Below are 21,205 nucleotides of genomic sequence, written 5' to 3'. Positions count from 1 at the left end.
AAATAATTAATTTTTCCATAATATTATTGTTATAAAATTAACAATTTAAATTTCACAAAATACCCTTAAACACAGCTAATAAACCGCATTCTATATTATCTCCTCTTGTAAATAAACCAAATAAAACGCATGAGCATCAACCATACGAGTTCAAAATATCAGGTCTTTACTGTTCTTCTATTATTTTTCAGCTTTGGGCTGACAAATTGTAGCCCTAAAGAAAAGAATTCCTATTCCATTGAGAAAGGACAACTGAATTTAAAAGAATGGGATTTTAATAATGATGGTATAGTCAAATTAAATGGAGAATGGGAGTTTTATTGGAATCATTTTATCCTTTCTGAGGATTCTGTTATTGATAAAATAGAAGCTGAGCATATTTCTGTTCCAGGCCTTTGGAACGAACATATTTCCAATGGAAAAAAGATAGAGAATATAGGATATGGTTCCTATAGACTAAAGGTGAGTATAAAAGAAATAGAAGAATTAGCCATAAAATATATAAATGCCAGCTCCTCAGCAGCAATTTATGTTGATGGAGCCTTACTATATGAATCCGGCAAACCCAATACTTCAAAAGAAACAGCAATAGCTGGATATCGGCCTGAAGTGATTTCATTTATTCCAAAGGCTAATGAATTTGAAATTATCATCCATATCTCAAACTATCATCACAAAAAAGGAGGACAGTGGGAACCCTTAATTCTAGGACAGAAAAAGCAGATTCAAGAGTTTTTCAACCTGAGGATTTTTTTGGAAATTCTATCCGCAGGATTTATCTTCATCATGGTATTATTTCACTTAACACTTTACTCGAGATTCCCTGATGACAAACCTCTACTCTATTTTGCCATATTCTCCTTTTTTATTTCCATAAGATTTATTGTAGATGGTGAGTTTTCCATTTTTATGATGGGAGATTTCAGCTGGTCAAGCATATTACATATTTCCTATTTGAGCTTCTATTTGGCTGTGCTTTTCTTTTTCTTATATTTTAAAAGTCTGTTCCCTAAGTTGGTGAATACTATAGCTACTCGAATAATCGTAAGCACTTCATTAGTATTCTCAGCATCTGTAATCTTACTTCCTACAGAGCAGTTTTCCTATGGAATGATTTATTTTCAATTGTTTACCATCATTTCCTGTTTCTACCTATTCCCAGTTCTATTTTTAGCCATTAAAGAAAAAAGAGAAGGTGCTAAGTTTTTACTTATTGGTTTTGTCATCGTTTTTCTTTGCTTGATTCATGATACCCTTGAAGTAAATGAAATCATCTATTCTACTCCTTTATCCTCGTATGGAATCACCATTTTCATTTTAATGCAGGCTTATTTTCTTTCCATTAGAATACGTAAAGCTTTAGAACATAATAAGGTTCTCTCACATGATTTACAGATTCAAAATGAGGAGTATTGCGACTTGAACATCCGCTATAAAGAGCAAAATGAAAGACTATTATTATCTAAGGATAGAGCTGAGGAAAGTGACCGCCTGAAATCCTCTTTCTTAGCCAATATGAGCCATGAGATTAGAACTCCAATGAATGGTATCATGGGTTTTGCAAGTTTATTAAAGATGCCCGAGCTATCACCTGAAGAGCGAAAAGAAAGCATTGAGATCATTGAGAAAAGCGGGCAACGTATGCTCAATATCATTAATGACATTATCGATATTTCGAAAATTGAATCTGGTTTAATGGAAGTCTATATCAAGGAATCTGATATTAATGACCAAGTACAATATATTTATACCTTTTTCAAACCAGAAGTAGAAGCCAAAGGAATGAAACTCATTCTAAAGAATCAGTATTCGAGAGTTCCCACCATCATTAAAACGGACAGTGAAAAGGTTTTCGCTATTTTAACTAATCTGGTTAAAAATGCCATTAAATATTCCGCGAAAGGAATCATTGAATATGGTTTTGAAATAAAAGGAAATTTCCTTGAATTCTATGTAAAAGACGATGGCATTGGAATTGCCCAAGGCAGACAAGAAGCCGTCTTCGAACGTTTTATCCAAGCTGATATCAGCAATAAAATGGCTTTAAGTGGTGCTGGATTAGGTTTATCTATCACCAAGGCTTATGTGGAATTACTAGGAGGAAAAATTTGGTTAGAAAGCCAAGAAGGAAAAGGCTCTACCTTCTTTTTCACCCTGCCCTACCAAATTCCTGAAGAAAGTGAAACCATAAAAACCACAGAGCAAACCAAGGTAGAGGAAATAGATTATCTCAAAAGCTTAAAAATAATGATTGCTGAAGATGATGAAACTTCAAAAACTTTGATTGTTAAGCTGGTAAGAAAGTTAAGCAAAGAAATTATTGAAGTAACTTCTGGAATTGAAGCTGTGGAGCAATGTTGCAAGCATTCTGATATAGATTTGATTTTGATGGATATTCAAATGCCTGAAATGAATGGCCACGAAGCCACACAGGAAATCAGAAAATTCAATAAAGAGGTCATCATTATTGCTCAAACGGCTTATGGTTTGGCTGGTGATAAGGAAAAAGCATTGGAGGCGGGTTGCAACGAATATCTTGCCAAACCTATTGATAATATTGAGCTGTATTCTCTTATTAAAAAGTATTTTGGAGCTAGTTAGCTTCCGCTTTGATGTTTATTGAGTTTAGCTGGAATAAGCCTAATAACTCTTTCCTATAAAACGGAATTTAGAAAATAAGAAAAAGCAGAGCAAATACATCATAATTACTTGGTAGTTCTTTGTGAATTCCTTTGTACCTCTCAGTGTTACAGCTATTACACAAAGTTCCTCAAAGAAAACTCAAAGATTCACAAAGAAATGTTTCATTGTTTAATTACATATCCATATTTAGAAGTTCTTTTTAAATACTAAAAACCAAAAGTTTCCATTCTAAGATCTAAATAATAATTCCAAGGATGGCAATGAATCTCTTTTTTTATTACTCTTTGCCCATCAAATATGGCTATTTTAAAAGGAGCATTTGTCATCCAGTGACAACGAGCCTTATAATTTATAACTTCAGAAATTAATATATTATAATCTTCCTTTGAAACTCTTTGTGATTTTCCTTCATACTTTTGATAATCTGGCAATTCCGAAGATATCTTTATATTTACCCAGCATTTAACTTCCCCTGCAGAATAGGTAGCCATGTATCCGCTATCGCCTTTCATTATTCTTATTTCTTCTTTATGGCCACCAAATTCACCACAATCTCTTATAAAAGCTACAAATATTATGGTATCTGAATCTTTATTAAACGATTTCAAAAATGGCAGCTCTAACTCTTCTCTTAAATCTTGCGCTCTTGCTAATTCAAAATATGAATATCTAAAACCTAAATCAATGGCTTTCCATAAGTTATATTCTCCGTATTTTATTATTCTTTCCTTGTCAGAAGCAGTTAAAGAACTTAACCCAATAGAATCATTATCATCAATATAATCTAGATAATTTATACCAATACCCGCATATGATTGCCCAAGCTCATATTGTGCCTTAATACATTTTCTAAGATAGTAACTTTGACTTGTATCAGCACCATTCCATCTCAAACAATTTAAAGCATAGAACCAATTTATTTCAGGGTTTGAAGGAAACTTTCCCAACAAACATTCTGTATATTTAAATAATGCATCACGATCAATATCAAGTTCATATATACTATCTAAAGATTGTAGAATATTCGAATTACTGCCAATCTTAAATGATACCCCATCATATTTGCAATCTGAATTATGTTCTTGGCCAAATAGACTTAAAACGAATAATATATTTAGAATTATAAAGTTGAATTTCTTCATCGAGTTTGGGATTTTGTCAGTTAATTATTTTACAATCAAGTATAATTAAATTACTCCAAAATCAACTCATCCACAAATAACCAACAATCATTGCCTGCATTAGGATGAGAGGAGGGTAATTTTTTATAATTCTCTATATGGACTTTCAAAGCCACTAATTGTATTCCTTCGAAATCAACTATCACATTCGAACTGTTATGGTCAGAAATGTTTAATAAATTCTTCAAATCGCCATCATAAAGGAGCTTATAGCTCTCCCCTTCTTGTCTACCATAAACTTGTACAGCCTTTGGAGGCATAATCCATGCTCTTTGGCTCTGGATATAGCCAAAGGAGAGTTTTTTCAAATCAGTCGGTGTCTTGAATTCCAATTCAGCCACTAAATCTTTGCCTTGAAATCCGCACCATTTTCCATCACCATGATTATCGCTCCCTAATATACCATCTACTAGGCTTGCATTGGTTTCTCCACCATATCGCCAATTGGGCTTTCTTAAAAGTTTAATATCACATCCTAAACCTAAATGTTTTGCATAATGAATTTCTGTAGTTGTTCTTACTAATTTACCATCCTCAAAAATTCCTGCTATAATCACTCCTGATCCTTTAGGAGAAAAGGCTTTCTTAAACACTTCTCCAGAATCTAGAATCATATTTACATCCTGTGTATATCTGATTTCGGGCTCGTATTGCTCTGAGATGAAGCTCAGCATATTCTCATTAGTAGATGTATCAAACTTTGTTTCTACTGAGATTTTATAAGAACCATTTGAGAAATTGTATCCAAGTTTGGTGAGCAGCTTCTTATGAGTTTGTAAGCGCTCCTTAAAATCGTCAAAGTCTTTATTTCTTTCTCTAGACCATAATGCTTCTGATAAAGCCAGCATTCTTGGCAATAACATATATTCCACATATTCTTCTGTTTCCATATACTCCGTCCAAACATTGCCTTGTCCACCTAAGATAAAAGCTTGCTGCTCCTCGTTTAATTCTTTTGGAAGTGGATTAAAGGCATATACTTTAGATAATGGAAGATAACCTCCAATAGCTTTGGGTTCAAAATCACGATCTGCCTGATAATAATCAAAATAGCAATAATCCGTTGGGGTCATGATTACATCGTGTTCTTGCTTAGCCGCATCTATTCCACCTTGCATTCCACGCCATGACATCACGGTGGCATCTGGTGCTAAACCACCTTCTAAAATCTCGTCCCAGCCAATTAACTTTTTGCCATTTTTATTCAGATATTTTTCCATTCGGCGGATGAAATAACTTTGCAACTCATGCTCATTATTTAAACCCTCCTCTTTTATTCTCTTTTGACATTTTGGACATTCCTCCCAACGTGTTTTCGGGCATTCGTCGGCTCCCACGTGAATATATTCGGCAGGAAATATTTCCATCACTTCATCCAATACTTTTTCATAGAAAACGAAAGTTTCTTCATTACCAGCACAGAAGACATCCTCAAAAACACCCCAAGTTATTGGCACTTCGAGTTTCTCACCAGTACAAGAAAGCTCTGGATACGCTGCTAAAGCAGCCCTACTGTGTCCTGGCATTTCTATTTCTGGAATCACTGTAATATTGAGGTTTTTAGCATATTCCACAATTTCTTTAGCTTGTTCTTGAGTATAAAACCCTCCATATCTTTCTCCATTGGCTTCGGTTCTCCAAGCTCCAATTTCTGTTAATGCTGGATAGGCTTTTATTTCTATTCTCCATCCTTGGTCTTCAGTTAAATGCCAATGGAAATAATTCATTTTATAAAGCGCCATCACATCTAAATACTTCTTAATAAAAGATACTGAGAAGTGATGACGCCCCACATCTAAATGCATTCCACGATATTCGAAACGAGGCTCATCCCATACTTGGATATTTGGCACCTCCACAAGCCCATCTTCTTCATTTATTTGATCCAATAAAATGATTTGAGAAAGTGTCATCACCCCATTAAAAACGCCATTAAAGTCTTTGCCTTGAATAACAACTTTATCTTTATCCACTTCTAAATGATAGCCACTATTTCCAGTTCTAGTCATGTCATTTTTAAAAGAGAGGAGGATGACATTTCTCAGGCCTTCTGCTTCAGCAACATCTTGAACATTGATGTCAAATCCACAAGTAGAGTCTATTTGGCTTTTAAGTTTTTGGGCCAAACGAGTCATCTGAGCATCATTAGAGCCTAGTAAAATAATGGTTTTTTCGGTAATATTAAAGGAGGAAGGCATAGGATACATTCCATTAGCCCTAGGTATTACTGGACTTTCTAAATGACTATTATTCTCAAATTTACATGCAGAGAATAATAATGCTAGAATGATAAATAGACTCCAATTTTTCATAATGTTGATGTTTTATTATTTGTTGACTGATGCCGGATGACCGATGACCGATGACGGATGACGGATGACCTATGTCCAGTATTTATCCTTTGCATAATCAATTCTCCATTAAATAAGGGGCATCTAATAAATCTGTTTTCCCATTTGTTGTTAATGCATATTGATAACCAGGAAGGATTGAATATCCAGCATAATCACCATTAATTCCAATGACCACTAAACCAACTTGAAATTTCAATTCTGGGTTTGGATCCAAGAACTTCGTCTTGATTCTTTCCAAGGCTATTTTACAGGCTTGTTCTGCTGTTTTACCCTGTCGCATTAATTCTAAAACCAAAAAACTGGTTTGAGACTTCAATACATATTCACCTAATCCAGTTGCTGAGCAGGCGCCCACTTCTTCATCAGCAAATAATCCAGCTCCCAAAATAGGACTATCTCCCACTCTTCCTCGCATTTTAAAAGCCAATCCACTCGTTGTACAAGCTGCAGCGACTTCTCCTTTGTGCAAGCCCACGAGCCCAATGGTATCATGATTCTCCACATTCACCTCAGGACTATATTTCGCTTCTTTTCTCCATTCCTCCCAAGCTTTCTTAGTTTCGGGAGTCAATAATTCTATTTCTTTAAACCCCTGAGAACGGGCGAACTGTGCTGCACCTTCACCCGCAAGAAGCACATGAGGAGTCTCCTCCATCACTTTTCGTGCAATATTAATCGGATTTTCAAATCCTTCGAGGAAGCAGACACACCCAGCATTCCCTTTTCCATCCATCATAGCTGCATCCAAAGTTACATGACCATCTCTATCAGGCATTCCACCTAAACCAACTGAGGTATTCTTTGGATTTGATTCACTGATATTGGCCCCTTTTTCCAAAGCATCGATTAATGAACCTCCAGCCTCAATGACTTCCGTAGCCTTCTTATTGGCAGGAACACCATGATTCCAAGTACTCAAGAAAATAGTCTCTTTGCTTTTTGAAGGTAAATTAGGGATTATCATTTCCGATTTTACTAATGGACTGATTAATAAACCTCCTCCAAAAAGAGCTGATTTCTTCAGAAAATTTCTTCTATTACTCATGGCTATTGATTATAGGTTTGGTTTGTCATTCTTTGATATTCGTTGGACGAGATTTCGTCGCCATGATTACAGATGGGACATAAATAGTAGTATTTTGTTTTCACCGGAAAGAGGGGCAGAAAAAACAAAGAGAAAGAAGTTTGATGTTTGGCATAATGCCATTTAGTAGTATTATTACAATGATGGCAATGATTGGTAAAAGTACTCACCGTAATTTCTGGCTTGGCATCATCTAGACCGAATATAACGAACATTTATTTTTTTGCTGCTAAGCTATAAAAAAATGAAGCTAATCTGAAGTTTCGATTGTAGTTTTTACGATGATGGCTTATTCCTCTTTTATTTCTTGACAATAGCCTTTCAGCCATTCTGAACAATCTTCTATAGTGTCAAAAAGGTATTTCTCAGGAAGTATATTGGGAATCAATCTGTTTTTCTTCAACAAATAAAGAGGCTGAGCTTGTATCATGGTCAAAACCACTACAATACCCATCTTCTGCATCTCCTTAATCACCTCCTCCAAAGCATATAAACCTGACTGATCGATAAAAGGTACTTTCTTCATCCTGAATATCACCACTTTGGCATTAGTGGGAATTTTATTGATGCGTTCCATCATTTTTGCTGCCACACCAAAAAACATAGGCCCATCAAAGCGCTTGATATAAACAGTATCTCGACTTAATGAGAGATTTACTTCATCGCTCCAAGCCATTTCTCTATCATACTGGTCCACTTGAGTTAAAGAAGTATTATCTTCCACCATTTCGCTGGCTTTTCGCATAAATATAATGGATGAAATCACCATTCCGATTCCTACAGCTTGCAATAAATCCACAAAAACAGTCAAAATTAAAACTACGATCAACACAAAAGCATCGGCTTTTGGGATATTCAATAAATTCTTTAATCCTCTAATATCGATAATGCTAATTCCCACAGTGATTAACACCCCAGCCAAAGATGCTAGTGGAATAAAGGCCACATACTTACCTAATCCTAATATGATAAATAACAATAATAAAGCATGAACCACACCCGAAATACGGCTATGGCCTCCCGATTTGATATTCACAACAGTTCGCATGGTCGCACCTGCTCCTGGGATTCCTCCAATTAGTGAAGCAGCCATATTACCAATTCCTTGTCCGATAAGCTCTTTATTGCTATTATGTTTGGTTCGAGTTACATTATCCGCAACCACGGAAGTTAATAAGGAATCTATAGTGCCCAATCCCGCCAATGTAATAGCAGGTATTAAAGCCATATTAATGTCACTAATGTGTATATCAAGTAAAGATGAAATCTGTAGCTCTGGCAACCCCTGAGGCATTTCACCTATTAATGGCAAGTCGAGCTTGAAAAAATAGGCCGCAAACGAACTGGCTAATAGAGCTACCAATGTGCTAGGAATAGCTTTGGTTACTTTAGGAAATAAATAAATAATTAAAATTGTTGAAATAGCTATTGATACAGAGATGAAATTGCTTAGGGGAATGGCACTAGGAATTTGCAATATTACTTGTATCATTTTATTGGGAGAATTTAAACCCAGAACTGGAAAAAATTGATAAAAAATAATGATAACACCAATTCCACTCATAAAACCTGATAAAACAGGATAAGGAATAAACTTCACATATTTACCTATTTTTAAAAGCCCAAAAACAATTTGAAACAAGCCCGCCATTAAAAAAGTAAGGATAATGACTCCTAAAGCATTATCTAAATTTCCATAGGATGCTATTCCCATGGCTATAATGGTTGCAGAAACAACAGTCATAGGACCAGTTGGGCCAGAAATCTGAGTGGGAGTTCCGCCAAATATAGCGGCTAAAAAACCTAAAACCATGGCCCCATATAATCCAGCACTAGCTCCCATTCCCGATTGTACTCCAAACGCCAAAGCTAAAGGAAGTGCAACAATTCCAGCAGTTAATCCTCCGAAAATATCTCCTTTTAAATTTTTCACTTTCATACTATCGGTGTTTTTTCAATGCCCTAAATCGTGTTTCCGCGAAATTAGAAATTGTAAATGGATATACTTCAGGATATTCATAATTTATAGCCTGTAAAAATAACCCCATTTATAATCTGGGCTTAGATAAACATCACTATACAAACTACGTATAACACTGATTAATAAGCCATTTCAATTAAACAACCTCATTAGTATTATTAATGGAGAGTGAAGCCACAAATTAGAACTGTTATAAATTTCACAATAGCTTATTTTTCGGGAAGGAATCAGCGCTTTTTCTCCATAATAAATAATACTTTTGCAGCCATTTTTAATACAAAAACCATTTAATATGTTGAAGAATATCAATATTGTTTCTGCCGAAGAAGCAGTGAAAGTAATTAAGTCAAACGACAGAATCCATATGCACAGTGTTTCTTGTGCTCCTCAAAAGCTCATTCAAGCCATGTGCGAAAGAGGAAGAAGAAAAGAGTTTTATAATGTCAGAATTCAGCATCTTCACATTGAAGGTCCTGCTCCCTATTCAAATCCAGAATTTGAAGGTATTTTTCAATTGGAATCATTTTTTGTAGGACATAATGTTCGTAAGGATACACAAGCTGGTTATGCCGATTATATTCCTGTTTTCTTACAAGAAACTCAGCGTTTAATTCGTGAAGGATACACACCTGTTGACGTGGTTATGATTCAAGTTTCTCCTATCGACAAGCATGGATATGTATCATTAGGAACTTCTGTGGATGCTACTCTTGCAGCTGTTCAGACTGCAAAAACCGTAATTGCTGTTATCAATAAGAATATGCCTAGAGCCTTTGGCGATGCCATGATAAGTGCCAATATGATTGATATCTTCTGCGAAGATGATACTCCGCTTATCGAAGCTGCTTTTGGTGCTCCAAATGATGTAGAAATTGCTATTGGTAAAAATGTAGCTGAATTAATTGAGGATGGTGCAACATTACAAATGGGTATTGGGGCCATTCCTAATGCGGTTTTAGCTCAATTGGGAAATCACAAAAACTTAGGGGTTCATACTGAAATGTTTGCCGATGGTATTCTTCCTTTGGTAGAAAGCGGAGTAGTAAATGGTGCTAAAAAAGGAATTGATGTTGGGAAAATGGTTTCTACTTTCCTAATGGGTAGTAAAACACTATACGATTTCGTAGATGATAACCCAGGTGTAGTCATGAAAGATGTAAGCTATACTAATGATATCAACATGATTTGCCGTAACCCTAAAGTTACTGCCATCAATTCTGCTATTCAGGTTGACATTACTGGTCAGGTTTGTTCTGATAGTATTGGAACTAAATTCTACTCTGGTGTAGGTGGACAAATAGACTTTATTCGTGGAGCTAGTATGAGCCCAGGTGGAAAGCCAATCATCGCTATGCCGTCAGTAACTGGAAGAGGGGTGAGTAAAATTGCTCCCGTTTTAAATCTTGGTGCTGGCGTAGTAACAACACGTTCGAATATGCATTGGATGGTGACTGAATATGGTGCTGTTAATCTTTATGGTAGAACTTTACAAGATAGAGCAAAACTATTGATTAGTATTGCACACCCAGAGCATAGAGAAGAACTAGACAGAGCTGCTTTTGAACGCTTTGGTCCTCACTTCCATTTTGTTCCTGATTCACAAAAATAGGATACAAGCATTTTATATATTGAAGCCCCTTTCCTTTTTGGATTGGGGTTTTGTTTTTTTTTAGTCATATTCTAAAATGTTATCATTTTATTAATTAGCACTTTCACTTCCAATTAATTAAGTAATTTCTTTAGCTTTACCTTTCAAAATCATCGGATCACATCTTATGATTTGAAATTAACAATTAAAAGCTAATGAAAAGAAAAACATTATTCCTATTATTACTGCTAATAGCTTTTAATATAAAAGGCCAACATCATTTAGATTCATTATGGGCGGTTTGGAAAAACCCAAGTATTGAAGATACAATGCGAGCCCTGGCTTTAATGGATTATATATGGAAAGGACCTTTAAATAATCAACCTGACTCTGCAATTCTCTTAAACCAGGAATTATATGAATTTAGTCATCAAATTGGCTTTCTAAGAGGCAAAGTAGATGCTATGGAACAAAATGGCTATATGTATTTCAGATTGGGGAAATATCCTCAAGCCTTAGAATCTTATAATCATGCATTAAGGCTATCAGATAGCATCGATTACCAACTCAGATCTGCTGATATCCTATTAAAAACAGGTTATCTTTATCATGAAAATGAAGACATTATTAAAGCATTATACTTTTATGAAAAGTGCTTAAAGATTTACCAAGAACTAGATGACAACTTCGGAATCAGTGCTGTTTATAATGAATACGGAAGTATTTATAAAGCTAAAGGTGAATATCAAAAGTCTTTGGAATACTATTTTAAAAGCATTGCTGTCAATAATGAATACAATGACGAATCAGGTAATGCCTCCATGTATAATAATATTGGCGACCTTTATTTCATTCAGGAAAAACATACCCAATCCATAACCTACTTTCAAAAGGCACTGGCTTTATCCGAGCAAGCAAATGATTTAATGGGGGTTTCTGCTGCACTAACTGGCATTGCTAATGTTTATGCACAGAGAGGTGAATATGATTATGCTTTAGAACAATTGAAGAAATGTCAATTGATTAATGAGCAAATAGGATATACTCTTGGCATCTCAAATATCCTTATCGATATGGGAGATATTTATATGGAACAAAAAAGATTTACGAAAGCAATTTCCAGTTATGAAGAAGGATTTAGATTGGCAAAAGATTTGGGTGATATCGGCAATCAAGAATCCTCAAGTGATGGTTTATTTAAAGCTTACAGAGCCATTGGAAACCAGAAAGAAGCATTAAACTATTTAGAGAATAAAATATATTTTAATGACAGTCTAAAATCAGAAGAAACAGCCATTCGATTGCAACAACTAGAGTTTAAGCGACAAGTTCAGGCGGATAGTTTAATACAGATAGAAAAAGACCTAAAGGTAGAAATGTATCATCAAGCTGTGATGAGGACAAAAGACCGAAATAGGAATTTGGCTATAGGCTTTGGTATCTTCTTTTTGTTTGTTTCTGGGGGACTTTATAGCCGATGGTCTTATATTAAAAAGTCAAAAGCCATTTTACAAAAAGAAAAAGACCGATCGGAAAACTTATTATTGAATATCCTACCCGAAGAAATTGCAGAAGAACTTAAAGAAAAAGGAGAAGCAGAAGCTCGAGATTTTGAGTTGGTTTCTATTCTCTTTACCGATTTTAAAGGATTTACCCAGAAATCGGAGCATTTAACGGCCAAAGAGCTGATAGAAGAAATAAACGAATGCTTTATAGCCTTTGACCATATCTGTGGAAAATATGGCATAGAAAAGATTAAAACCATAGGTGATGCCTATATGGCAGCCGGAGGAGTCCCCGTTTATTCAAAATCGTCTACTAAAAATACTATCCTCGCTGCAATTGAAATGCAGGATTTTGTAAGTGAGAGAATAAAAGTAAAACAAGCTCAAAATAAGTTGGCCTTCGAAATGCGTTTGGGAATCCATACCGGTCCAGTGGTAGCAGGAATTGTGGGAGTGAAAAAATTCCAATACGATATTTGGGGAGATACTGTAAACACAGCAGCCCGAATGGAAAGCAGCGGTGAAATTGGAATGGTAAACATCTCACAATATACCTATGAACTCATCAAAGATGAATCCCAATTCCAATTTACTTCACGAGGCAAAATACAAGCCAAAGGAAAAGGTGAAATGGAAATGTGGTTTGTGAAAAAAGCTTAAATCCTCATCATTTTAGTGTAAGATTTTCTGAAGCTTATCGACCAAAAGAGAAAACACCTTATGAAAACACAAAAAATAACTCAAATTACTCTGTTACTATTTTTACTCCTAGCCACTAATCCTATATTTTCTCAAGGTTGCTCGGATGCTGGAGTTTGCTCCGTAACTCAACAGTTTGACGCCCCAAGCTCTAAGAAATTAGCTCATCACTTTAGCTTAACCCCTTCAATAGGCCTAGGTGATCAACAATCTTGGATATTGGGTTCTGTAATAAGCTATCAAATTCAAAACCAAAAAGGTTGGTCTTTTGGACTTGCGCTTCCCTACTCCACTACTTTTGGTAATATTGCAACCACTTCTGGAATTGGGGATATTATATTAAGCTTAAATGCGCCCTTATTTAAGAATGCAGATCATCAAGTTTCTTGGCTTATAGCAGGTAAAATTGCCACAGGGGATGCCAATAAATTAGACCAAGGCATGGCTTTACCCATGATTTACCAACAAAGCTCCGGAACCAATGACCTTATTACTTCGCTACAATGGAATTTTAAAACTTGGCTTTTTGCAGCAGGTTATCAACATGCTTTTAACACAACCGAGAATACCTTTTTATCCAGTGACTTCCTTTTAGATAGTGATGCAGCCAAATATCATTCTTCAGCCTATTTAAAAAGAGGCGATGACGTGATGGTTCGATTTGAAAAAAGATTTCAGGGGAAGAAAAAGTCAAGCTTTAAAGCTGGAGTATTACCTATTTTCAGAATTCAAGCAGATGAAATTAAAGTAAATGACGAATACCAGGAAATAGCCAATAGCACTGGACTTACTTTGAATCTCTATACCGCATGGCGATATCAGTTTTCGGAGCAGTTCTATACTGAATTACAACTAGCTGCACCTCCAATCACAAGAGAAGTACGTGCAGATGGAACTACTCGATCTTTTTTGCTTAATCTTCGTATGGCCTTTAGTTTGTAATATTGATGGTTGTTGGTTGATTTAGCAGTAGCACAGTTCTCCCGAGCTGCAAGTTTTGGATAAATGTGTTTTTCTTGGGATGTACAATCTAGTCATACTGTATTCTTGATAGTTTATGGAGCGATTAACAATATTGCTCAAATTGTTCAGCTAAACTGAAACATCGTAAAATGTATTTACTTCAACACTTTTTCAAAAAAGTATTACAAAAACCTCCGCTATATATCAAAGTCTACTCCACAAATGCCTTTCCGGAAAAACAATAAACTCCTCCTTTTAGTGACATCCTAGGGATTGTCACTAACGAGCGTCAAACAGTATTGTTTTTTATTCCTTCAAGCCATTTGCTCCGTTTAACGACTTTGATATAAGGCGGCTTAGACATTCCTGCGGAAGTCTTTATAAACTTTGCATAGCATCAGGTGTGCTTGTATGAGTTTGGTTATTATCTGATACACAAATTATTATATATACTATTTATCTTATTTCGGAGACAGCGGGAAGGCCTCTCCCAAACAGAAAGCGGCTTTAGAGGTGAATTTCAGAATATTAGATTTAACAGCAAAGGGCTTTAGCTTTTAAATAATGACATAATAAAAGCAAGGAATAAAAAACAAGGCTTTTAAACCTGGTAAACATCCGTAATTCATAGGTTATTATTTTCTACTTTGCTAGTTAAATCAATAATCTGGAAGAGGAGGGCTGGCTATTGTTTGGGATGGCTTTTTGCTTACTTTTTTCCACAAAAAAGTATAAAGACATATTAAATAGTGTCTTTCAAAACATCATGATACTTACTGCACAAACAGTCTGAACGGTGATAATTATTGATGAATGTAAAATCAATTCACCAAGAATTCAGAATAGAACCTATTTTTGCTTTACCCCCCCAGAAATAAAACTTGCCCCCAAGTTTTTTTCATTCCATTGAATTTTCAACCACTGCTAAAGAGAATCATCTCACTCCTATAAACAAAAAAACCACAAATACACTGAATGCATTTGTGGTTTCAAATATGGTTTAGAAGATTATTTACACATTAAATCTAATATTAATAATATCACCATCCTCTACTATATAATTCTTTCCTTCAATGAGAAGTTTTCCTTTATCACGGCATGCTGCTTCAGAACCCAATTCAGCGAAATCTTCATAGTGCATCACTTCAGCGCGGATAAAACCACGTTCTAAATCACTATGAATAACACCTGCTGCTTGCGGTGCTTTAGTACCTTTTCTGATGGTCCAAGCATGAATTTCTTTAGGTCCGGCAGTAAAGAAAGATTGAAGGTTTAATAAATGATAGGCTCCCCTTACAAATTTACCAACTCCAGGCTCAGTTAAACCAGCATCACTTAAAAATTCTTTTTGATCTTCTTCGTCTAACTCCGCAATCTCTGCTTCTAAGGATCCCGCGATAATCAAAACCTCACCATCATTACCAACTGCTTCTTTTACACTATTTACATAGTCATTACCATCAACAGCGGAAGCATCATCCACATTACAAACATAAAGAGTAGGCTTGTCGGTCAATAGATACATATCTAAGATAAAATCTTTATGATCTTGTTCATTAACATCAAAATCTCTCACATTACCAAAATCCTCTAAAAAGGCTTTGAGGTTGGTCAAAATTTCAACTCCGCGTTTGGCGACCTTGTCACCTACTTTTACCAATTTACCTAAACGCTCTATTTTACGCTCCACTAAATCTAAATCGCGAACTTGAAGCTCAAAATCCACAATTTCTTTATCTCGAACAGGGTCTATTCCACCTTCAATATGAGGAAGGTTTTCATCGTCGAAACATCTTAAAACGTGAATCAAAGCATTGGTTTGCTGAATATCGGCAAGAAATTTATTACCAACACCTTCCCCTTCGCTAGAACCTTTTGTTAAACCAGGAATATCAACCAACTCCACAGTAGCAGGAATAATTTTGCCAGAGTTCATAATATCATAAAGAACCTTTAAACGAGGGTCTATCACGTTTACCATTCCAATATTTGACTTATTTGTGGAGAAAGCAAAATTGCTAGTCTCCGCTTTTGTATTCGATACACAATTAAAAATAGTTGTCTTACCAATGTTTGACAAACCAATAATACCGCATTTTAATGCCATAATGCTATTTCTTTGAATTTTCTAAAATGATTCTTTATTAAACTTTTCTGGATGAGCGGCAGAAACCTCAAGGTATACTTGCCTGATGGTTTCAAAATCTGCTTTTTCATCTCCTGTTAAATGAATGGTAGTCTTGGTTCCTAGGGTTTTCTTTTCATAATCGATAAAACCTAAGACAACAGGAACCTGAGCATCTTTAGCGATAAAGTAAAATCCTCGCATCCACTTTCGTACTCTCTTACGTGTTCCTTCGGGCGTAATGGTCAATAAAAACTCATCACGTTTGTGAAACTCATCCACCATCATCTTTACTAAACCCACTCTACGTCCAGCTTTCACCGGAATAGCTCCTAAGGATTTCAACCATATTCCTAAAGGAAAAAAGAAGAACTTTTCGTTTATTATAAACTTCACCGACTTGCTGATAGTATTATAATAAAGTCTTCCTAAAACAAAATCCCAGCCACTGGTATGAGGAGCTGCAATAATCACAAACTTTTTACCTTCAGGGAAATCGCCTTCGACTTTCCAGCCAAAAAGTTTTAATGCTGCTTTACTTAGAAATCTTACCATTTTCATTTATTAACGGGCGCAAAGATAATTGAATTGATTGATTTATTTAAAATATTGAGAATAGATTTATTAGCTATAAATAAATGAAGGAAAAAGGAGTTTCATTTGAGGCTATTCATGGGGAATTAAATGCATCTCCCAGCTTTAAAGCACTTAAACCTAATCAAAGCGAATAGACTTAGCAGGCTCAATTCGGGAAGTGACCATTGCAGGGAGCACCATAAAAAGCAGAACCAATAGCAAAGTAGCTGCATTGAGGATAAGGATAGACAGCCCATCGATATTAATAGGAACAACAGACATATAATAGGTTTCTGCATCGAGTTTTACTAAACCATAAGTCTTTTGTAGCCAGCCTAAGCCAATTCCGAATAGATTACCAAAGAATAAGCCTATGATGATGATATAGGCTGCTTGACTTAGAAACACCCGCCTAATTAAAGAATTACGTGCTCCCATGGATTTTAATACACCTATCATTTGAGTTCGTTCTAAAATCAGGACCAATAGCGTAGAGATCATACTCACCGTGGCCACTAATATGATTAATACCAAAATCACAATCACATTAATATCTTGTAGTTCCAGCCAATCGAAAATTTGAGGATATCTATTTTTTACATTTTCTGTGGTTAAATCGTAGGGGATTTCTTCATATACCTGTTCCTCCACTTTTTGTAGTTCATCAAAATTATCCACATATAGCTCTATCCCACTTACCATATCATCGCCCCAATTATTAAGCTTCTGAAGGTGTCGAATATCCGCCAGCACAAATCGCTCATCAAACTCTTCCACTCCGGTATGATAAATCCCAATCACATCTAATCTTCTTCCTCTAAGTTGTCCGGTCTCATTATTTACAAAATAGACGCGGAGTTTATCATGAAGTTGAATATTTAGCAGTTGGGATAATTTTTGGGAAATCAGTATCTCATTCGTTTTCTGTTCACCGAAAAAATCAGGTACTTTTCCTAGGGTGAGATTATTGGAGAAGAATGTGGTATCAAAATCATTACCCACCCCTTTGACCATAATCCCTTGCATTTCCGCATCGGTACGAATAATAGCAGCTTTAGAAATAAATACTTGAGCATGCTTAACACCTTCTATATTTTCTAGATTGGAAAAATTGAGGCTGTCAATATCTAAAGGAGGAAGTTCTAAAGAATTATTAGAATTATATTTTACAATATGAATATGACCGGTGAAACCACTGAGCTTTTCGCCTATTTCCTTTTTAAATCCTGTTAACACCATTAAAGAAATCAACATGACCGACAAGCCTAAAACCAAGCTAATGATAGAAATCAATATGATAGGCCCAGAAAAACTTCCTTTAGCAGGTTTAATGACTCTTGCTGCTAAAAAAAATTCTAATATTTTCGGATTTTTCCAGATTTGCATACTTCTTGTTGAGGTTTCTAATGATAAAATGGACTCTTAATGAAAGATTCCTATTTTTGTGTAAAAATAGAAAAAACAAGTTGTGAAAAATCATATCGTCATAATCATTTTTATTGCCCTCTTCCAAACGGCTTGTGGGCAGGTCCTACCTGGAGCTTATCAAACTCAAGAATATCTAAGTCTTTTAGATGGAAAAAGAGCAGGCATAGTGGCTAATCCGAGTAGTCTCATTAACAATACACACCTGGTTGACAGTCTTTTAAAACACAACATTAATATCAGAAAAGTATTCGCCCCGGAACATGGTTTTAGAGGAAAAGCAGAAGCTGGTGCCCATGTAAAAGATGGAAAGGATCCCTTAACCGGTCTCTCAGTTTTGAGCCTATATGGAAAGAACAAGAAACCGAATAGCCAGCAATTGGCTGGTATCGACATCATGATATTTGATTTACAAGGCGTGGGCGCTCGATTTTATACCTATATTTCTACCTTAAAATATATGATGGAAGCCTGTGCAGAGAATGATATTCCGCTCATTGTACTCGACCGACCCAATCCCAACTCCCATTATGTGGATGGGCCTATTATGGAAAAAGAGAATGAGAGCTTTGTGGGTTTAATGCCGATTCCTATAGTTTACGGTATGACCGATGGAGAATTGGCTCTCATGATTAATGGTGAAAATTGGAATAGCAAAAAATGCGACTTGACCATTATTGAATTAAAAAACTATGATCACCAAAAAAGCTATAATCTTCAAGTGAAGCCCTCCCCTAATCTTCCTAATTTTGCTTCTATTTATTTGTATCCTTCGCTTTGCTTATTCGAAGGAACAAAGATGAGCATCGGTCGTGGAACTGATTTTCCTTTTCAAGTCATTGGCTTTCCTGATTATCCTGAGAAAAGTTTTCAATTCACCCCCAAAAGCATAGCCGGCGTCAGCGCAAATCCAAAGTTTAAAGATCAAGTTTGCTATGGTTTAGATTTAAGAAAGCTCTATCCCAATATTGAAGAAAAACCCAATCAATTGAATTTAAAATGGTTGATTGATTTCTACAACAGCTATACCGATAAAGATGCGTTTTTCATCCCATTCTTTGAAAAACTATCCGGGACATCAAAACTACGCCAACAAATAATAGCAGGCGAATCGGAGGAGTCTATTAGAGAGAGCTGGCAAGCAGATTTGGATGAATTCAAATTAAAACGGGAGAATTATTTGTTGTATTAGTGAAAGAGAAACTGAGTTAGCCATATAAAAAAACAAACTCTATTTTTTTGGTTCAGGTTGCTCTTCCTTAATTTCCTAAACTCTTGTTGAAAACAGAAAAATTGGACAACGCGTTTTTCTGGGTTTATTCGATCCTTCAGTTAGACCATGTGTGGAAGCCCATATCTTAAGCCTAGCCATACCTTTGTCACGCTTTAAAAAGATGTATTACAGCTTTGAAAAATCATGTTTGATGGACTCTCATGCCTGGAAAAAAGTAAGAGAAAGAATTATTGAAAACCAAGCCCCCTGTTAATCAATCTATCGCCAATAGCGTTCTAAGAATTATTAAAGCTCCCTCACTACACATAGGGATGACCAGTATTCTGGAAACAGAACAGGAATTTAGGATTTTGATTGCTCAAGTATTTCTTCAAAAACAATACCTCCTTTATACATGGCTTTGAGGACAGGATGAATTTCAAACCCTAGTTCAGTCAAACTATATTCTACCTTAGGAGGAACTTCGGGGAAAACCGTTCTTGTAATCAATCCATCCTCCTCTAATTCTTTTAGCTGCTTTGTCAGCATTCTTTCACTAATATCGGTTAAAAGTTTTACCAATTCTCCATACCTTTTATTTCCTTGATAAAGGTGTAAAACAATAGTAGCTTTTCGCTTTCCCTTCACTACATTTATAAATGTATCAATCGGACAGTAACTTTTTTTCATTTTTTTATTTCCTAAAACTTTGAAAATGAACAATTCAGAAATAAATGTTCGTTAGCCTACCTTTTGTTTGTTATTGCTAAGTCACTTTTTCATCTAGATATTTGCTAAAATTACACAAAATAAATCGACTAAAGATGAATAATGACCCTATAAAATTTAAAGCCTTTCGAGTAGAAAGTGATGAAAATGGAATCTACAAAGGCTCCATAAAGGACACGCAATTTAGCCTTATTGAGAATAACGAAATTTTAGTTAGAGTTCATTATAGCTCTCTGAATTATAAAGATGCTTTGTCTGCATCTGGAAACAAAGGTGTGACCAAAAACTATCCTCACACTCCTGGGATTGATGCCGTTGGTATCATCGAAAAATCAGGCACTGATTCTTTTAAAATTGGAGACAAAGTGATAGTGACCAGTTATGATTTAGGTATGAATACCGATGGTGGATTTGCCGAATATATAAAAGTCCCTAGCGATTGGGCGATTAAACTGCCCGAAAACATGACCATGAAAGAAGCCATGATATATGGTACTGCAGGCTTAACTGCAGGAATGTCTGTTTTACGTCTAACGGAATTAACAAAACCAGAGGATGGAAATATTGTAGTCTCAGGTGCTACAGGAGGCGTTGGTGCTTTAAGTATCTCTATCTTAAGTAAACTAGGATATTCGGTAGTTGCTATTACAGGTAAGGAAGCAGAAAGAGATTACTTAATAAATCTAGGAGCAAAAGAAGTATTATTGCGCAGCGAAATTGAGAACTTCGATAAGAAACCACTATTAAAACCACTATTTGCTGGAGGAATCGATACTGTTGGTGGTGTAATCTTAGAAAATATCATTAAAGCCACCAAACCCATGGGAACCGTGACCTGTTGTGGTAATGTAGCTTCTCCAAAGCTTGATTTAACAGTATTTCCTTTTATCCTACGTGGCATTTCTCTAATCGGAATTGACTCTCAGAACTATCCTATGAAATATAGAACTAAAGTTTGGAAGCAATTAGCCCAGGCATGGAAACCAGCTCAAATAGCAGATACTTGTACGGAAATAACAATAGATGAAGTACAGGAAAAAATTAAATTAATGCTTCAAGGTAAATTAAAAGGCCGAACTATTATTAAAATGCTAGATTAAACTCGTATAATTCTGTTTCCATAAAACTTCCATTCTGGG

The 21,205-nt window shown here is 35.6% G+C and carries 15 protein-coding genes; 6 read left to right on the top strand and 9 right to left on the bottom strand.

What is annotated here, in order from left to right:
* Positions 1 to 129: 129 nt before the first annotated feature.
* On the top strand, positions 130 to 2,601 hold the full coding sequence (locus HNS38_RS04655; protein WP_172279524.1) for an ATP-binding protein: 2,472 nt from the start codon (positions 130 to 132) through the stop codon (positions 2,599 to 2,601).
* A 248-nt stretch (positions 2,602 to 2,849) separates the two neighbouring features.
* Here the strand turns inward: HNS38_RS04655 and HNS38_RS04650 are convergent, their stop codons facing one another.
* The 5 genes from HNS38_RS04650 to HNS38_RS04630 form a co-directional block, all read right to left on the bottom strand.
* Entirely contained in the window at positions 2,850 to 3,785 is a 936-nt protein-coding gene (locus HNS38_RS04650; RefSeq protein ID WP_172279522.1) for a hypothetical protein, read from the bottom strand.
* A 50-nt stretch (positions 3,786 to 3,835) separates the two neighbouring features.
* Positions 3,836 to 6,136, bottom strand: a complete 2,301-nt coding sequence (locus tag HNS38_RS04645; protein ID WP_172279520.1) for a beta-N-acetylhexosaminidase — start codon at positions 6,134 to 6,136, stop codon at positions 3,836 to 3,838.
* Between the two features lie 97 nt (positions 6,137 to 6,233).
* Positions 6,234 to 7,223 carry a N(4)-(beta-N-acetylglucosaminyl)-L-asparaginase gene (locus tag HNS38_RS04640; protein ID WP_172279518.1) on the bottom strand — a complete coding sequence of 330 codons (990 nt, stop codon included), beginning with the start codon at positions 7,221 to 7,223 and terminating at the stop codon, positions 6,234 to 6,236.
* Between the two features lie 2 nt (positions 7,224 to 7,225).
* Positions 7,226 to 7,477 carry a zinc-ribbon domain-containing protein gene (locus tag HNS38_RS04635; RefSeq protein ID WP_172279516.1) on the bottom strand — a complete coding sequence of 84 codons (252 nt, stop codon included), beginning with the start codon at positions 7,475 to 7,477 and terminating at the stop codon, positions 7,226 to 7,228.
* A 74-nt stretch (positions 7,478 to 7,551) separates the two neighbouring features.
* A complete protein-coding gene (locus HNS38_RS04630; protein ID WP_172279514.1) occupies positions 7,552 to 9,201 on the bottom strand; it encodes a SulP family inorganic anion transporter in 1,650 nt (549 codons plus the stop codon).
* A 334-nt stretch (positions 9,202 to 9,535) separates the two neighbouring features.
* Between HNS38_RS04630 and HNS38_RS04625 the strand changes: the two genes are divergently transcribed.
* From HNS38_RS04625 to HNS38_RS04615, 3 genes are all read left to right on the top strand, one after another.
* The gene (locus tag HNS38_RS04625) at positions 9,536 to 10,852 is read left to right on the top strand and encodes an acetyl-CoA hydrolase/transferase family protein (protein WP_172279512.1); all 1,317 of its coding nucleotides are present in this window, start codon (positions 9,536 to 9,538) and stop codon (positions 10,850 to 10,852) included.
* Positions 10,853 to 11,046: 194 nt separating this feature from the next.
* Entirely contained in the window at positions 11,047 to 12,996 is a 1,950-nt protein-coding gene (locus tag HNS38_RS04620; RefSeq protein ID WP_172346067.1) for an adenylate/guanylate cyclase domain-containing protein, read from the top strand.
* A 60-nt stretch (positions 12,997 to 13,056) separates the two neighbouring features.
* Positions 13,057 to 13,977 carry a hypothetical protein gene (locus HNS38_RS04615; RefSeq protein WP_172346066.1) on the top strand — a complete coding sequence of 307 codons (921 nt, stop codon included), beginning with the start codon at positions 13,057 to 13,059 and terminating at the stop codon, positions 13,975 to 13,977.
* A 1,033-nt stretch (positions 13,978 to 15,010) separates the two neighbouring features.
* Here HNS38_RS04615 and ychF read toward each other — a convergent pair.
* The 3 genes from ychF to HNS38_RS04600 all read right to left on the bottom strand — a co-directional run bounded on the left by ychF (position 15,011) and on the right by HNS38_RS04600 (position 18,085).
* The gene (ychF, locus tag HNS38_RS04610) at positions 15,011 to 16,105 is read right to left on the bottom strand and encodes a redox-regulated ATPase YchF (protein WP_172279491.1); all 1,095 of its coding nucleotides are present in this window, start codon (positions 16,103 to 16,105) and stop codon (positions 15,011 to 15,013) included.
* Between the two features lie 21 nt (positions 16,106 to 16,126).
* Entirely contained in the window at positions 16,127 to 16,678 is a 552-nt protein-coding gene (locus tag HNS38_RS04605; protein WP_172279489.1) for a 1-acyl-sn-glycerol-3-phosphate acyltransferase, read from the bottom strand.
* A gap of 159 nt (positions 16,679 to 16,837) precedes the next feature.
* Positions 16,838 to 18,085 carry an ABC transporter permease gene (locus tag HNS38_RS04600; RefSeq protein WP_172279487.1) on the bottom strand — a complete coding sequence of 416 codons (1,248 nt, stop codon included), beginning with the start codon at positions 18,083 to 18,085 and terminating at the stop codon, positions 16,838 to 16,840.
* Between the two features lie 82 nt (positions 18,086 to 18,167).
* Between HNS38_RS04600 and HNS38_RS04595 the strand changes: the two genes are divergently transcribed.
* On the top strand, positions 18,168 to 19,316 hold the full coding sequence (locus tag HNS38_RS04595; RefSeq protein ID WP_172279485.1) for a DUF1343 domain-containing protein: 1,149 nt from the start codon (positions 18,168 to 18,170) through the stop codon (positions 19,314 to 19,316).
* 384 nt (positions 19,317 to 19,700) lie between these two features.
* Here HNS38_RS04595 and HNS38_RS04590 read toward each other — a convergent pair whose 3' ends face one another.
* Positions 19,701 to 20,027, bottom strand: coding sequence for a helix-turn-helix domain-containing protein (locus HNS38_RS04590; protein WP_172279483.1), 327 nt, complete (start codon positions 20,025 to 20,027; stop codon positions 19,701 to 19,703).
* 134 nt (positions 20,028 to 20,161) lie between these two features.
* Here HNS38_RS04590 and HNS38_RS04585 point away from each other — a divergent pair, with 134 nt between their 5' ends.
* On the top strand, positions 20,162 to 21,166 hold the full coding sequence (locus tag HNS38_RS04585) for a YhdH/YhfP family quinone oxidoreductase (RefSeq protein WP_172346064.1): 1,005 nt from the start codon (positions 20,162 to 20,164) through the stop codon (positions 21,164 to 21,166).
* Positions 21,167 to 21,205 lie beyond the last annotated feature (39 nt).

It is taken from the genome of Lentimicrobium sp. L6 (genome assembly GCF_013166655.1).
In the GTDB taxonomy this organism is placed as follows: Bacteria; Bacteroidota; Bacteroidia; order Bacteroidales; family UBA12170; genus UBA12170.
Note: the sequence above shows the minus strand (reverse complement) of the source record. Positions and strands in the feature narration are given on the sequence as shown.

What these genes read in the sequence shown, in the direction of transcription:
- HNS38_RS04655 (WP_172279524.1), top strand. Translation starts at nt 130, where the DNA reads ATGAGCATCAACCATACGAGTTCAAAATATCAGGTCTTTACTGTTCTT.
- HNS38_RS04650 (WP_172279522.1), bottom strand. Translation starts at nt 3,785, where the DNA reads ATGAAGAAATTCAACTTTATAATTCTAAATATATTATTCGTTTTAAGT.
- HNS38_RS04645 (WP_172279520.1), bottom strand. Translation starts at nt 6,136, where the DNA reads ATGAAAAATTGGAGTCTATTTATCATTCTAGCATTATTATTCTCTGCA.
- HNS38_RS04640 (WP_172279518.1), bottom strand. Translation starts at nt 7,223, where the DNA reads ATGAGTAATAGAAGAAATTTTCTGAAGAAATCAGCTCTTTTTGGAGGA.
- HNS38_RS04635 (WP_172279516.1), bottom strand. Translation starts at nt 7,477, where the DNA reads ATGTTCGTTATATTCGGTCTAGATGATGCCAAGCCAGAAATTACGGTG.
- HNS38_RS04630 (WP_172279514.1), bottom strand. Translation starts at nt 9,201, where the DNA reads ATGAAAGTGAAAAATTTAAAAGGAGATATTTTCGGAGGATTAACTGCT.
- HNS38_RS04625 (WP_172279512.1), top strand. Translation starts at nt 9,536, where the DNA reads ATGTTGAAGAATATCAATATTGTTTCTGCCGAAGAAGCAGTGAAAGTA.
- HNS38_RS04620 (WP_172346067.1), top strand. Translation starts at nt 11,047, where the DNA reads ATGAAAAGAAAAACATTATTCCTATTATTACTGCTAATAGCTTTTAAT.
- HNS38_RS04615 (WP_172346066.1), top strand. Translation starts at nt 13,057, where the DNA reads ATGAAAACACAAAAAATAACTCAAATTACTCTGTTACTATTTTTACTC.
- ychF (WP_172279491.1), bottom strand. Translation starts at nt 16,105, where the DNA reads ATGGCATTAAAATGCGGTATTATTGGTTTGTCAAACATTGGTAAGACA.
- HNS38_RS04605 (WP_172279489.1), bottom strand. Translation starts at nt 16,678, where the DNA reads ATGGTAAGATTTCTAAGTAAAGCAGCATTAAAACTTTTTGGCTGGAAA.
- HNS38_RS04600 (WP_172279487.1), bottom strand. Translation starts at nt 18,085, where the DNA reads ATGCAAATCTGGAAAAATCCGAAAATATTAGAATTTTTTTTAGCAGCA.
- HNS38_RS04590 (WP_172279483.1), bottom strand. Translation starts at nt 20,027, where the DNA reads ATGAAAAAAAGTTACTGTCCGATTGATACATTTATAAATGTAGTGAAG.
- HNS38_RS04585 (WP_172346064.1), top strand. Translation starts at nt 20,162, where the DNA reads ATGAATAATGACCCTATAAAATTTAAAGCCTTTCGAGTAGAAAGTGAT.